The 14,852-nt window shown below is 31.0% G+C and carries 16 protein-coding genes; 1 reads left to right on the plus strand and 15 read right to left on the minus strand.

What is annotated here, in order from left to right:
- Positions 1–613 precede the first annotated feature (613 nt).
- Positions 614–976 (plus strand): hypothetical protein, encoded by a 363-nt coding sequence (locus AC2A1D_RS02545; RefSeq protein ID WP_484042098.1) that lies wholly within the window; start codon positions 614–616, stop codon positions 974–976.
- A 135-nt stretch (positions 977–1,111) separates the two neighbouring features.
- Here AC2A1D_RS02545 and AC2A1D_RS02550 read toward each other — a convergent pair whose 3' ends face one another.
- The 15 genes from AC2A1D_RS02550 to AC2A1D_RS02620 all read right to left on the minus strand — a co-directional run bounded on the left by AC2A1D_RS02550 (position 1,112) and on the right by AC2A1D_RS02620 (position 14,795).
- On the minus strand, positions 1,112–2,137 hold the full coding sequence (locus AC2A1D_RS02550) for a TerC/Alx family metal homeostasis membrane protein (protein ID WP_484042099.1): 1,026 nt from the start codon (positions 2,135–2,137) through the stop codon (positions 1,112–1,114).
- A gap of 24 nt (positions 2,138–2,161) precedes the next feature.
- Complete coding sequence (locus tag AC2A1D_RS02555) at positions 2,162–3,673, minus strand: protein kinase domain-containing protein (RefSeq protein WP_484042100.1); 1,512 nt, start codon at positions 3,671–3,673, stop codon at positions 2,162–2,164.
- A 4-nt stretch (positions 3,674–3,677) separates the two neighbouring features.
- Positions 3,678–5,087 carry a PP2C family serine/threonine-protein phosphatase gene (locus tag AC2A1D_RS02560; RefSeq protein WP_484042101.1) on the minus strand — a complete coding sequence of 470 codons (1,410 nt, stop codon included), beginning with the start codon at positions 5,085–5,087 and terminating at the stop codon, positions 3,678–3,680.
- A gap of 2 nt (positions 5,088–5,089) precedes the next feature.
- Entirely contained in the window at positions 5,090–6,133 is a 1,044-nt protein-coding gene (locus tag AC2A1D_RS02565; RefSeq protein WP_484042102.1) for a TerY-C metal binding domain-containing protein, read from the minus strand.
- A 12-nt stretch (positions 6,134–6,145) separates the two neighbouring features.
- Positions 6,146–6,784 (minus strand): vWA domain-containing protein, encoded by a 639-nt coding sequence (locus AC2A1D_RS02570; RefSeq protein ID WP_484042103.1) that lies wholly within the window; start codon positions 6,782–6,784, stop codon positions 6,146–6,148.
- 3 nt (positions 6,785–6,787) lie between these two features.
- Positions 6,788–7,426, minus strand: coding sequence for a vWA domain-containing protein (locus tag AC2A1D_RS02575; RefSeq protein WP_484042104.1), 639 nt, complete (start codon positions 7,424–7,426; stop codon positions 6,788–6,790).
- Positions 7,427–7,447: 21 nt separating this feature from the next.
- On the minus strand, positions 7,448–8,128 hold the full coding sequence (locus tag AC2A1D_RS02580) for a TerD family protein (protein ID WP_484042105.1): 681 nt from the start codon (positions 8,126–8,128) through the stop codon (positions 7,448–7,450).
- Positions 8,129–8,224: 96 nt separating this feature from the next.
- Entirely contained in the window at positions 8,225–8,836 is a 612-nt protein-coding gene (locus AC2A1D_RS02585) for a TerD family protein (protein WP_484042106.1), read from the minus strand.
- 1 nt (position 8,837) lies between these two features.
- Positions 8,838–9,806 (minus strand): hypothetical protein, encoded by a 969-nt coding sequence (locus AC2A1D_RS02590; protein ID WP_484042107.1) that lies wholly within the window; start codon positions 9,804–9,806, stop codon positions 8,838–8,840.
- A 7-nt stretch (positions 9,807–9,813) separates the two neighbouring features.
- Positions 9,814–10,890, minus strand: a complete 1,077-nt coding sequence (locus AC2A1D_RS02595; protein ID WP_484042108.1) for a toxic anion resistance protein — start codon at positions 10,888–10,890, stop codon at positions 9,814–9,816.
- Positions 10,891–10,894: 4 nt separating this feature from the next.
- Positions 10,895–11,449: a TerD family protein gene (locus AC2A1D_RS02600; RefSeq protein WP_484042109.1), complete on the minus strand. Its 555-nt coding sequence runs from the start codon at positions 11,447–11,449 to the stop codon at positions 10,895–10,897.
- Positions 11,389–12,258, minus strand: a complete 870-nt coding sequence (locus tag AC2A1D_RS02605; RefSeq protein ID WP_484042110.1) for a phosphoribosyltransferase family protein — start codon at positions 12,256–12,258, stop codon at positions 11,389–11,391. Before AC2A1D_RS02605 ends, AC2A1D_RS02600 begins: the two co-directional genes overlap by 61 nt.
- Positions 12,259–12,263: 5 nt before the next feature.
- Positions 12,264–12,929: an HAD family hydrolase gene (locus AC2A1D_RS02610; protein WP_484042111.1), complete on the minus strand. Its 666-nt coding sequence runs from the start codon at positions 12,927–12,929 to the stop codon at positions 12,264–12,266.
- Positions 12,930–12,981: 52 nt separating this feature from the next.
- Positions 12,982–13,557, minus strand: a complete 576-nt coding sequence (locus tag AC2A1D_RS02615; protein ID WP_484042112.1) for a TerD family protein — start codon at positions 13,555–13,557, stop codon at positions 12,982–12,984.
- 581 nt (positions 13,558–14,138) lie between these two features.
- Positions 14,139–14,795, minus strand: coding sequence for a hypothetical protein (locus AC2A1D_RS02620; RefSeq protein ID WP_484042113.1), 657 nt, complete (start codon positions 14,793–14,795; stop codon positions 14,139–14,141).
- Between the last annotated feature and the right edge of the window lie 57 nt (positions 14,796–14,852).

Consider the following 14,852-nt stretch of genomic DNA (forward strand, 5'->3'; position numbering starts at 1 on the left):
AGTCATATTTTTTTAATGTTTAGAAATCACTTTGTGCGATTTCTAAATATATAAAAGTAACACTCTGAAAGAGAGAAAACCGATATATACAATAGATATACATATACGTAAAATACTGACTTTCAGTTATATATTTTAAATAAAATCATTTTCAGAATGTATACCTTTGAAAAATCAAACAAAAATTTATTTAATTTTTATAGAAAAAAATATGGTAGGAGAAATAGCTAATTCATCATTTAAAATATCTTAAAAGCTATTTTTAGCATACTTTTTGTGTCATTTATTTGTCACAATACTTATCATAAAAGAGTAAAAAAGAAAAGCTATAATTTATCCAAAAAAGACAATACCGGCTCCCAAATCTTGATGTAATCAACTCATTTTTTGTGAAATTTGTTCACAGCCAGAAAAAAATATGATAATAACCATTACAGTTTCAGGAGCAATATTCTTTATTTTAATAAATTTTATTAGTACGAAATATACCTTTCATGTAAAGATTTTTATCCAATGATTACAATACCTAATACTTTTCTCTTTTATACTATCTAAAACCTTACAACAGCGTTACACTGAAATTTTGTAAATTTGAATCAATAAATCGACTAAAATGGAAACTTTAATAGCAAATATCCCTTCAAAAAGAATATATTATGTTAACACAAATGGACAAATCTTTAACCGTTTAAATAAACCCTTAAAAGGAAAACCAAATCCTAAATCGAAAACGTTGAAAACCCTCGATTTTACGAATTTAGAAGGAAAACGACAAGGTCTTTCTTTCCAAAAAATAGTGTGGAACACTTTTCATCCGGACGATGTGGTACAGGAAAACGAAATCATTAAATTGAAAGAGACCAATACAGAATATCCTCTTGCGGTTACTAATCTCATAAAAATTTCTCGTAAAGAAAACGTAAAAATTATTAATGAAATTAGGCTTAGTAAAGCAAAAACCCGAAATAAAAAATAGATAAGTTTGAGCAGTATCCTTGATGTAATCTAAAAGCATGCGGTTAATAAATAAAAACATCCTCAAAATTTATTTGAGGATGTTTTTTTATTCTGTTTCAGAAGGCGTTTTTGACAGAAGTCCATATTGAGACTACTAAGCTTTTTCTACTTCGTCATCATCTTTATCTGGAAACATTATAGACGCTATTACAGAAATAACTAAAATACCTCCAACAATTCCTAATGAAACTGGAGAAGGAATATGGATCCAAGGTGAGATTAACATCTTTACACCAATAAAACTCAAGATGATTGCTAAACCATAAGGAAGCTTACTAAACATATGGATAAAATTGGATAATAAGAAATATAAAGATCTTAGACCTAAAATCGCAAAAATATTTGAAGTATAAAGAATGAAAGGATCTTTAGAAATAGCAAAAATTGCTGGAATAGAATCTACAGCGAATAAAACATCAGTAAATTCAATTACTGCAACAACTACCAAAAGTGGTGTAGCCATTTTAATTCCGTTTTGTACAGTGAAGAACTTATCTCCATCATAATTGTCTGCAACTTTCCAGAATTTTTTCACTAATCTCGCACCTGCACTTTCACTGAAGTCTTCATCTTCATCATCATCTCCTCCACCCCAAGATTTAATTCCGGCATATACCAAGAACAAACCAAACAATGTCATTACAACATTAATACGCACGGGTGAGCCAAAAATATTCATTTCCGGCAAGTAAGTTAGATTAATAATTCCAACCCCTGCAAAAATGAAGATCGCTCTGAAAATAAGCGCTCCGATGATTCCCCAAAAAAGTACTTTATGGTGTAAATGTCTTGGAACTTTGAAGAAACCAAATACCAAAATAAATACAAATAAATTGTCTACAGACAATGCTTTCTCTATCCAATAAGCTGCTTGAAATTGTGTGAATTTTTCGATGGCCAATTCATGCCCTCCTGTATCTTGGTTGAAAACCCAATACACTACGCCAGAAAAAACCATTGCTAAAGAAATCCAGACAATAGTCCAAACCGTAGCTTCTTTGGATGAAACTTCGTGTGCTTTTTTATTGAAAACTCCTAAATCCAACAATAACATGATAAGAACAACGACGGCGAAGCCAACGACGAGTCCTGGGTGTAAATCGATAATACTTTTATCCATAGTTTTTATTTATTTTTTTAATTTTTATTTATTCGTTAAAGTGATATACATTAATCTGCCTCCATCTTCGTCTGAAAGCATTATTTTTTTACCATCGGTTAATTCCACCATAGAATTAATAGGTATCGGTTTATTTTCTGTAATATCTTTCATTTGGGGTAAACTTTGGTTAACCAGTACCCATTTATTTTGATAAAACGTAAAATATCCAACAGGTTTCTTATCCAAATCGGTAAGACTTTCATTCCTAACAACTTTTTTAGAAACATGCCATTTGAACAAATATTGATTGTGATAGACCATTAAGCGATGATTTTCTGGTTTCCAAACATCATCTTTAAATTTGTAATACAAATCTACAACAGGCAATGTTCCCTTATGAGGAGTGCCACAAAACGGGCATTTTGGCTTTGATGTGTTATCAAAAACATACCATTTCTCATCACAATTTGGATTACTACATGGCTGAATTAGATCTACAGTTTTGAGCAAAGCTGTCTCCCATTCGTTCGCAATTGGCCTAAGCATAGGATTATGCAAACCATCAATAAAAGCTCTTTTGAATAGTTCCGACAGATAAGGCCCGGTAACAGTGTAAGATAATTTATTAGGATCTCCCCAAAATAAATTCCATTTTTTTAGATGATCTACCTTAACTCTGTTTGTTACATCTACCTGGTTTTCTATAAAAATTGCTTTTTCTCCCATAGATAAAACCTCATCTTTTTCTGCATCCAAATCCCAAATTTTGCCTCCCCGCAAAGGATGTCTTCTTAATAAGTACATGTAAATTAATACAGCCAATGCATGGAGGTCAGTTTTCTGATTTGGCAAAATACGATTGCTATCTTGAAGTGGTAGATGTTTAGTCATTAAAACTTCAGGAGCAATAAAATCTGCAGTACCGATAACTTCTGGCGGAAATAAACCTGGAACAACCAGCCCATCAATATCAATAATTGTTGCCGATTTTGTGACTGGGTCTACCAAAACATTATTGTAAGATAAATCTGAATGCGCCAATCCCATTTGATGCATTTTCTTTACACCTCTAGAAATATTAATTGAAATCTGAAAATAGCTTAACCAATCTCCTAACTCCGCTTTATCTAATGATAAAGGGTAATGTTTATCTCTAAAAGATGGTGTAGTAAACCATTTTCCTACTTTTTCTCCACCTTCTATTGTCTCGTTTGATGCATATCCTTTCTTAAAGAAAAACTTAGAATGGTACACAGGAACAATTACTCCTATTTTTCCATTTTTTTCGACCGCATCATAAGGCCAGCGAAAAATTTCGTTCAAAAAATAATCGGGACTATTTCCTTTTTTTATGTTATCAAGGTACAGCTTTACAATTCTTGTAATCCGTTCTTTTTGATTAAAATCTAAAGTATCTCTAAAGAATGCAACTACATACTTTTTATCCGGTGAAAAGTATACGTCTTTTACTCCTCCTCTTTTAGGATTACCATCATCTACATATTCGTATGATTTGGTGGTATCAATTATTGAATTAACTTTAATAATACTCATACGCTTAATATATAATGGCTAAAGTTCTATCATCATGGTTTCCTTTGCTCCAAAAATCCAACCAATTTGAAAGTTGGTTTTGTATTTCTACATCATTTTGAAAATCTACTTTTACATGGTCTTCATTATCACCATTTAAATCTCTCAAAAAGTTTTTCCATGTTTCAATGTTTTCTAGTTTACTTTCCACTACAAATTTAGGGTCATAAATTCCGTCGGTCATTAAAAACATTTTAGAAAAATCTTTAAAACAAAACATTCCGAACCGATTAACCATATCTTGACTTCTAAAAATTTCTTCCATAGTAATAAATCGTGTTCCTCCACCAAACTCACCAACATCGAGCAGATTGAGTTGTTTTACTCTAGAATCATTATCTTCTAAAATATTAATAGGGCAGTCTCCCACTCCAAAAGATAGGATGACATATCCATACTCAAATTTTTTAACCAATGTAAAAATTAATGTGGTATGAATGTCTTTTAGTGAGATTTCTTCTTTAATAGAAAATTGTGTAATATCTGCATAGAGACTTTTCACTTTAGAATACAAAGTATTGATGATAATACCTTTACTTTTTATTTTAAGTTCATCAATAGAAACATTTTCATGAGTAGAGCCTAGATTATTTTCCTGATTAAAATAAAAACTTACTTCTTTGGAAAGCATGGTTAATATTTCTAAATTATCAAAGTTTTCTACAATTTTTTCTGTAGCAAATTTAGAACCCGCTCTTGCATATTTTGCAGAACCGGCGCCATCTGCAACAGCAATAATAGACCAATTATCAGGCAAATCTTTTACGTAGAAATCATCATCTCTAAAAGTTCCCTCATGAGCATGAGAGCGACCTCTTTTGGAAGCGACTACAATTTTTTTATCTAAAAATTTCGCCCCAAAAGTGACATTGTCTTCCTTCGTAAAACGACTATCTTTTGGACTTGGTTTATTGAGCCATAAATCTTTAGGATCTGCATTTACGATGAAAGGAATTTTTTTTATCTCGGTAGTAAAATTCTCATCTTTAATACTGAAAAATTCTATCTCGATTTCAATGGTATCTGAAGTGATGGGTATTCCAAAAATACATGCTGTTTCCTCATTAAAATGCAACCCAACAAGGTCTAAATTCTTAACAGCACTTATCTTAATACTTGGAAAAGAAGACATATCAAAGGTGTAATTGTACTCTTTTTTTGCATGGGCATTAGGAATAAATATATGTGAATCTTTGAATTCTTCTTTTTCTTCGTACATTTTAAAAATTTCTAAAATTTGTTGCTCTATTTGCGATATGGTTTTAGACATTTCAAAGATTTTCTCATTGTCTACCAATTTTGCGATGGTTTTATCTACTATTTTTGAGCTTGCTATTCGGTTTTCTTTCAGAATTTTATATAATAAATCTTTCATTACTATCCTAAGGTTCTATTAATATCAAAACCACCTTCAGACATACCGTAGTATCCTGTATTTCCGCACCAAGGACAAGTTGCAGCACCATCGCCAGAAATACAATGAATGCCACCACATTGGCAAGTTGCTAGTGCATAGTGATTTCCACAAGAAGGGCAGCTTGGGTTTCCATACAATTCATCGCTAGAAATTTTATTTGCGTTTACCGAACCTTCAGAGTATTCTCTATACAAATTTTCATCAATTCTATATGCTCCATCAATTTTATAAAATCTTGTATTAAATCCAGGTACGCTAGATTCTTGTATTGTTTTTTTAAATTTCAGCAAATACAACTTATCATTTGCTGAACATTTTCCACTTAAGACTACAAAATTGTTATCTGGAAGAGAATATTTCTTAGACAAATCTATTTTTTCGATTACATCTGGATTGGCTTTACTTAGGTTTATACCATCAGTATTGCCGTTGTTGATGTTTTCGCTAGTTGCTTTTATAGAAGCAGTTACCCATTTAAAAAATTCTTTGTACGCATTAGAATTTGTATTATTAAATAATAAAACTTGCTCTGAGATTTGACCTAAGAGATTAAAATTGGTATTATCTCCAAGAGAAATTATTATAAGGTTACATTTACCTTTGTAATTTGTATTCCATCGTTGAATAGCCGAATCGGTATTGTCTGTTGGAACTCCATCTGTAAATAAAAAAACAATGGGTTTCCAATCTCCTTTTCTCTCGTAAGTTGTTTTTACTACATCTCTATCTATAGAATTCATAAGTTCCTCTAAACCTTTAGAAAGTGAAGTTCCGCTTCCTATCGGAATTTTTGGAGGATAAAATGTAATAACATCTTGCAAAGGAGTAATTATTTTACTTTTCCCTGCAAAACCTATAATAGAAACCCACACTGTTTCTAAAGCATATGGGTCTGTTTTTAATTCTTTAATAATAGTGGCAATCCCGTCTTGCACTTGTTCTATTGGTTCACCAACCATAGATTCTGACACGTCTATCAAGAAATAAATAGGTAATCTTCTCATAGTTTTAGTTTTTTATACCACAATATTCAATTCACTTGGAGGTGGTGGCAACGCTACGGCTTCTCCCGTTCCTTGGGATTTGCTTCCCATTTCAATAGAGGAGCTCACCCATTGAAAAAATGTGGTAAGTGTTGTTGCATCTGTGGTATCTAGTTTTACAACCGTATCTGTTAAATCTTGTAAAAAACTGATTTCCGCCTTTGGACCAGCTGCACAGCCTACAATTACTCCAAAATCTAATTTTTTAATTTTAGGAACAATTTCTCTATACCTTTGTAAATCAGAAGGTTTACCATCAGTAAATACAAACAATAGAGGTTTCCAATCTCCTTTTCTGTCTTCTGAACCTTTGATTAGATCTTTATTTACAAGATTGTATACCATTTCTAGTGCTTCACCTGTATGTGTAGGTCCAGAATCTGGGCATTTAATTTCTACTGGATGAAAGCTTGCTAAATCTATTAAAGGGATTATGTTTTTTACTTCTCTGTCGAAAGTAATAACACTAATATGCAAAGAATCCATCGCTTGTGGATCAGACCTTAACATACTTATAAGACCATTGAATCCGTTATTAAGGGCAGCAATGGGCTCACCTCTCATAGATCCAGAGGTGTCTAACAAAAAATAAGCTAATAATCTTCTACTCATAATTTAAGATACAATTACCAATTCGGATGGTGGTGGCGGAAGTTGATCCAAGCTATCCAAATCTATTCCCTTTTCATCAACTTTTGTAGAGGTAGTAGAAATGGAAGCTGTTACCCATTGGAAAAATTTAGAGATACTTTCAGAATCTGCATTATCTAGTCGAAGTACGGAATTTGTAATCTGTTTTAATATAGAATCGTCTGCGCCTTGTCCTACAGCACACCCCACAATAAGTCCTTTATTTATATTTTTGAGTTTCTTAAGTCCAATTTGCCAATCGTCAGTGGGAACACCATCTGTCATTATGAAAGTTAAAGGTTTCCAATCCCCTTTTTGATTGGGTGTAGTTTTAGTAATTTCTACCCCCATACAGTCTGCAAGTAAAGATAATGCAGCTCCTAAAGAAGTTGTACGTTGTGCTTTTATGTCAACCATTTGAAAAGAAGCTAAATCTGTAAGTGGTACAATTTGTCTAGCTTCATCATCAAATGTAATAATACTTACATAAGCTGTTTCTATAGCCTGTGGATTTTGACGTAGTGAATGCAACATCATTTGTACTCCATTTTTAACAGCTTCAATAGGTTCCCCTGTCATAGAACCAGAAGTATCTAGCAACAAATAAACTGGTAATCTTCTCATATTTTTTGTGATTAAAGAGGCTTATTTGTAATTCTGGAGAATTCTTTGGATGGTTTGAATAAACATTTTATCATCTGTAGGGTCACCAATTGCATCAAATTTCCAGTCTCCATTTCTGCGATATAGTTTGCCTAATATAAGAGCTCCTTTCCCTGTGTAACTAGAATCTGTAACAATGTCATAACTAGAATGAACACTATTTACACGAGTTGGCGTTCCTTCGTACATTCTAATTTTCGCAAAAGGTATACGTGAAAAATCAAAATTTTGACCTTGATTTAGATAGATATTCAAAAAGAAAAAGATTCTGTCTACATCCGGACTAACACGATTCAAGTCCACAGAAATAATTTCATTATCAAGACCATCATCACCTCCTACATCACCTTGCCTATCATCTCCACTATGTCTAAGACCTCCGTCTTTAGAAGATAATTTTCCAAGTGGAATATTGTTTTTTGAAAGCCAACCGTTATACTCCGGAGAATAAATCCAGTCGACCAAATCTCCATTTTGGTTTAGCATTACGCAACTCAAATCTAAATCTACATCTTCCACTACTTTTTTTGTACCAAAACCAAGAAATCCAGATTTTATCGATTCGATTGCTCCCCAGTTAACCCCTACACAAAAATTGGTCAAAGCTTCACCTGTGCTTTTACGTAAATCAATTTTTTGTCCTTTTTGTAAACTAATTGCCATAGTATTTTTTTTTCTAGTGTTTTATAAGAGACGTTTTGAATTTTATAAAACTCTCATGTTAATAATTTAATGTATCCTTGTTTTATAAAATAAATTTTACAAATAATTTTGTTTCACAGTTTGCATGGTTTCTTCCAGCTTACGATCTCGTGTTGGTTCTCCGATTGCATTAAACTTCCACTCGCCATTTCTTTTATAAAATACTCCCATCACCATTGCAACGTGCCCAGAAAAGCCTTCGCCTTTTGCAATATTGTAAGTTGCAAAAACCTCAGATACTCTTTTAGGAGTTCCTTCATAAATACGTATAGACGCAAAAGGTATTGTTCCAAAATCTTGCCCACGATAACTATTAAGTACAAAAGCCACGTAATTTACGTTTGAATTTAATTTAGAAAAATCTAAAGTAATAACCTCATTATCTAACCCATCATCGCCAGATAAATCTCCGGTTAGATCGTCTCCGCTGTGACGAACCGCTCCATCTTTTGAGGTAAGCTGACCGAAATAAATAACGTCCAAAGGGTTTTTTCCATCATCATATAAAATACAACTTGCATCTAAATCTACTGCTTCTTTAGAGGTTTTACCAAGCCAGCCTTTTTTTTCAATTGCGCCCCAGTTTACCCCTACACAAATATTTTGTAAAACGCTTCCGTTTTCTTTTTGAAGGTTAATCCTTTGTCCTTTTTGTAAGTTAATTGCCATATTATTGTAATTTGTTATTTAAATTTAAGTTAAGCATCGAATTAAGAATATTCAATTCTTCATCGACATTAATAACTTGGTTAATTATTTCTTGATTATCTAGTGTTTCTCTATACTTTTTTAAAATATCTATTACCTCGTTTGGTAATTCTGTTTTCAAATCTTCTGCATTTTTTTTCAGTTCTTCATTTCTTTGGGAAAGATCATCAACTATATTTTTTGAAGATGATACATTGGGAGTTCTGTCTAACAATACCGCAATATCATCTGCTAAAAAATAGAATTCGTTGGTTTGCAAATTCCAAATAAAATCTTCAGTTGTACCAGCAATTTCAAACAGTTCAAAAACTTGATTGTTTACGTTATATCCACAAACAAATCTTACTTTAAAATTATTGGAATTTAGCTTTCCCAATAGCTTTTTTTCTACATCTACATTTTCGTAGTCATAATATTTAGTATCTGGAAGGCTTAATAAAAATTCTAGTTTTGCTGTTTTTCTGTAATATTCTATTGCATAGGTATTAGAGAGTTCTCTTATTACTTTTATATTCAAATCTCTTCTAATATCTACTAAGTTTCCGTAATAAGTTTTTAAAAACTCAGACATGAATCCATTTTGATATTTTTTCTGAGTACTAAAGCTTTTTTGCCCTACTTCTTTAGAAATATAAGAATCAATAAACTCTTCGTTTGCCGCAATTTCTTTATAAATCGCAAGAATATTGGCTTCTTTCTGTTTTTTGATTTTATCTAGAAGTGTTAATAAACTATCGGTGTACTGTAAATGAAACAATTCTAGTTTGTTAATATCTAAATTATTAGAATTAGGGCTATCAAAATAGGACTGAATAAGTTCAGTTTTTATAATGATATTAATGAGTTCTGCCTTGTCAAAAAATTTACTAAGAAGTCTTAATTTTTGTAATCTCTGTTTACTTTTTTTTAATATTTGCTTATCTTGATCCAATTTCTAATTAAGAATTTTGAATTTGCTTTTTCAAAGTATCTTCTAGATTTTTAAGTTCTACATCCAATTGCTGTCTTGTTTGCGAACCTTGTTGTTGTATTTGTTTTACTTCGTTTAAAGTGCTTATTAATGAATTTGTTGTCTCACGAAGTGTATCCATAGAAACAATGGTTTGTTCATTTGCTCTAGCAACATCTACTGTATTTTGTTGAAGTCGCTGTGCGTTTTTTCTTAAAATCTCTTCTGTTGTAGAAGATACTTTTTTCTGTACCTCAATATTTTGTTGTTGGCGATGCATTGCAACGGCTAGAGTAAGCTGGTTTTTCCACAGCGGAAGTGTTGTTGTTAAAATAGTTTGAGCCTTTTCTGCAATAGAAATATTATTATTCTGAATTAAACGAATTTGTGGAAGAGATTGTAAAATAATAAAGCGTACAACTTTTAAATCTGCCAATCTTCTGTCCAATCTATTGATGAATTCTCTCTTATCTGAAATTTGATAATCCTGATAATTTGCAGAATTAGCTTCCATCTCAGCCAATTCTTCGCTAGAAGTTTTCATCTTAAGACTTCCAGCAATAATATAGTCTTCAATTTTCTTTACAGATTCTATATTACTTGTAAAAATAGTCTGTAAAACAGCATTATCTTTTGTAGAGTTAATAATACCTGCATTTACTTTATTAGAAATATCAGAAATATTGTTTACAATTTTATCGTATTTCACGAATAAAGTTTCTACAGAGGAAACCATTTTATTAAAGAAAGGAATTTTCTTCAGAAATTTTTTCACAGAACTTCCTTCCAACTCATCTACATCAACATAATTTAATTCAACTAATAATTTATTAATAAGCTCACCAACCTCACCAGAGTTAGATTTTCTAACGTTATTTAGAAAAGAATCACTTTGGCTTGCCAGAGAATTTTGTAATTCTGACCCAAAGTTAATTACTGAATTAGGATTCTGTTCATTAATTGAATCTTTTAAACTTTCATATTTTTGAACATCTACTGCATTAATCTGTGATAAATCTACGTTTCCGTTTTTATCAATCGCGGTATTATTAACTTGTAATTCCATTATACTATTGATATAAACTTAAGTATTTAACTAAACCATCTCTTTGCCCATTTCCTACTGCTTCAAATTTCCATTCACCATTTCTTTCATAGATTCTGCCAAATTCCACCGCTGTTTCAATAGAAAAATCCTCATCTAGCTCATATTTCAAAATCTCTTCTTTAGTATCAGAATTAAAAACTCTAATGAAAGAATTTCGTACTTGTCCAAAATTCTGATTTCTAGAATCTGCTTCATGAATTGTAACTACAACAATAATTTCTTTCACTCTAGGATCAACTCCCGTTAAATCTATTTTGATTTGTTCATCATCACCATCGCCATCTCCTGTTAAGTTATCTCCTGTATGTGTTACCGATTTATCGGGGGTTTGTAAATTGTTGTAAAAAACAAAAAAGTCGTCAGAAATTAATTTTTTATTTTCATTTAAAACAAAAACAGAAGCATCCAAATCGAACGAACCTCCTGTTGATGAGTTATTGGCATCCCATCCTAATCCTATAGTGAATTTTGGTGCATTAATGTTTTGTCTCTGTCCTTTTTGTAAGTTGATTGCCATTGTAATTTGTTTTTTAAAATATTTATATTTTTTTTGTATTCTTTTATTTGATGATAGTTGTTACTAATTGCCAAATTAAGCAAAGTATTTTGTTTTTGATTAGAAATATTCTCGCAAACATATTCAAAATCCGCCTCCTTCATCAGCAAAATATATTTTGTAATTCTGGTATTGAAGCTGAAATGCTTATCATTCATTACATCAACCAAATCTTGGGTTGTTTTTATTTTATAGTAATTGTAATGATTTTCAATTCTTGGATGAATATTAGTATTCTTTAATTCTGCGAAATAAACAAAGACAAATTCTCCTTCAACTTGATAATCATTTAGAATTTTATCGACTGTTTTTTCGTGGCTTCCTGTAATTCTTATATCATCAATAAAAATACAGAATTTGTGGTCTACAAAATTTTTATCAATATAATAAGTATCTCCAGAAATTAAAGTTATTCTTTCCTCAAAACTCATATTTCCATAATCTTCTGTATAGGTTTGCCTTCGATGAATTTTACCTTCAACACATGCAGATTTGCCGTTTTCAAAAAGAAAAAAATTAAGCTGTTCTTTGAAATAGGAACATAAAAAATTAGATGCCGTTGGTATAGAGTGAAAAGGACTTGGAAAAAGAATAATTTCTTCTTGTTTTAAAATTTCTTCTTTAAATTCTGAAATAAACCCTTGAAATAAAGCTTCTGCAAAAAGTTTAGCCTGGAAAGTATCCCCGAATTTGAATCGACTATATGCTGCCTCATCAAAAGGGCAATCAACTTCATCGTTTATTTTATGTAAACTGTATCTTTTATTCATCTTTGTCAGAAAGTAATAATCTTCGCTTCAAATCCAAACTTTAAAGCGCCTTCATAATCTGCAATAGGATTATCTCCTATATGCAGTATTTGGTTTTTCTTTATGTTTTTTATTTTTAAAACGTTTGAATAAAGATATTCAAAAATTTTAATATTGGGCTTAGAAACTCCTATTTCATCAGAAAAAATCATAAACGAAAAATATTTATCAAGCTGCAGTTCTTTTAATACTATTCTTAAAGAATCTCCATGTATAAAAGCTGTATTACTAAGAACATTTGCGGTTTTGTTTTCTTCATGAATTTGCTGAAGTACATTTTCCACATCTCTCCAAATGAGCTCTGGAAAATGATTTATAAAAAGCTGATCTGCTTCGTTAAAAAACTCTGCTAAACTATTAGACGAGATTTCATCAATATTTACTTTTAGCTGATTCAAAATCAAATAAAAAACCTCTTCCCGTGCAATATGATTTCCTGTTTTTTCAGAAATAGTATTAAAAAGAACATCATAATAACGTACTATATTAGCTATTTCTTCAAGGGAGCCTGAAATTTCGAAGCGCTTTTTTAATAAAGCATTTCTCTTAGGTTTAAACTCAGGATTAGATTTTATAATCGTCATCCACAAATCGAAAGAGAAATGCTCGTAAGAATTTAGATTAATTATCATTTTTTTTGGCAACGGTAATTAAATTATCCGATTGTAAAACACTTGTACGTGTTTACTTTATAATAGTTCCGTTGTAATATTTTTCTAGAAAAAATCCTAAATCTGCCTTGTATCCAATTCCCGAAGCTTCAAATTTCCAAGCTCCGTTTCTTTTGTACAATCTGCCAAATTCTACCCCTGTCTCTATTGAAAAGTCTTCATCTAGCTCATATTTTGCAATTTCCTCATTACTAGAATTATCTACAATTCTAATGTATGAATTTCTAACCTGCCCAAAGTTTTGCTTTCTTCTTTCAAAATCTTCAATAGTCACTACAAACAAAATTTCTTCTACTTTTGGATCTACTTTAGATAAATCTACCCTAATTGCTTCATCATCATCACCATCACTACTTTTACCATCTGGATCATCTCCTGTATGTGTTAAAGCACCATCAGGAGAAACAAGATTATTGTAAAAAATAAAATACTCTTCTCCAACAAGCTTTCTCTCACTATTTATCATGATTGCGGAAGCATCTAAATCGAAATCATGCATTGTACCTTCACTAGGGTCCCAACCTAAACCAATTGTCATATTTGTTAATCCAATGTCTATTTTTTGACCTTTTTGTAAATTGATTGCCATAAATAATTTTAAATATTAATAAATTATAAGTTTTTGATTTTCAAATATAGAAAAAGAAGACAAAAGAAAAAACGGTTTTCCGCAGTGAAGTCACAAAAAAATGAAAAAAAGCCAATTAAATCATTCATTCGCCTTACATCCAGTGTTTAAAACTCAACTATCATGTTTAAATAATGGCTACTAATTTAATTTAGAAATATTGTTGGACTTTTATTCCATTTATTTTTAAAAAAAATCAAAAAGCTAGCTATTATTCTTTTTTATCAGAAAATAACACTCTCACCATAAGATCTTACAATAAAAATTAGTTTGATTTTAGATTCAAAACAGAAAAATATTTAAAATCAAATCATTTAATTATTTACTTCCCGATACAAAAAGTAATTAAATTTGAAAATCAGATAGTTAAGTTAATGAGGTACAAATAAGATACAAACCTCATCAAAATATTACAAAATATTGCAAAATTTGGGCGATATTTTAGGAAGTATTTTAAATAGATATTCACAAACATTTCAAACACTAAAAAAAAAATACAGCCCGATAAGCTGTATCTAATATTTATTAATCTTTAAATTAAATCACCTATTTGAGAAATGATTAATTACTTTATAATCTATATCTGTGTTTGTTGCCTTTATTACCTCTAACCGCAAACCTCTAAAACCAATGATTTTACTTTCAGATAAATCATATTGAAGCTCTTGAGTAAAAGCAGGGCGAGCAAAATCATCAGCAAATTCTCTGTATACGAATTTTATCCCATTACCCACCTTACCATTATAAATAAACTCCTGTTTAAAGTATTCTTTTCCCTTTATTGGAACTGTTGTTTCTGTAAAGTCAATTGCATTTCTCAACTTTGCAAATACAACGCTTGCTCCTGTAATAGAATAAAAAGATTGTAAACCAGTATTTTTATCAATAGCAATTCCAAAAACACCTGTCGGAGATTCATACAAGAAATATTTTTTTGCATCAAACTTATTTATAAATACTTCCCCTCTCTTTAACTCTCGCACAACAGTTCCAGGCTTTATAGTTTGGTCTTCGTTAACAATCAATCCTTTGTATAAGTAACCGACTTCTTTAGTAACAAGACTAATTCCAACCTCTTTATTTGTAACTGCATCAATCTCGGGATAGACTCTGTTTAGTGGTGTACTATTAACTGCACTTATAAACGTACTACAAGACGTTAGAGCAAACGATAATAATAAAAAGTATAAAATTTTCATAAGTTATTTTTTCGCAAAAATACATCTAATTATTAAAACTCCTGTACGGCTTACCGT

This window comes from Chryseobacterium sp. HNCC26DJ239 (genome assembly GCF_057180445.1).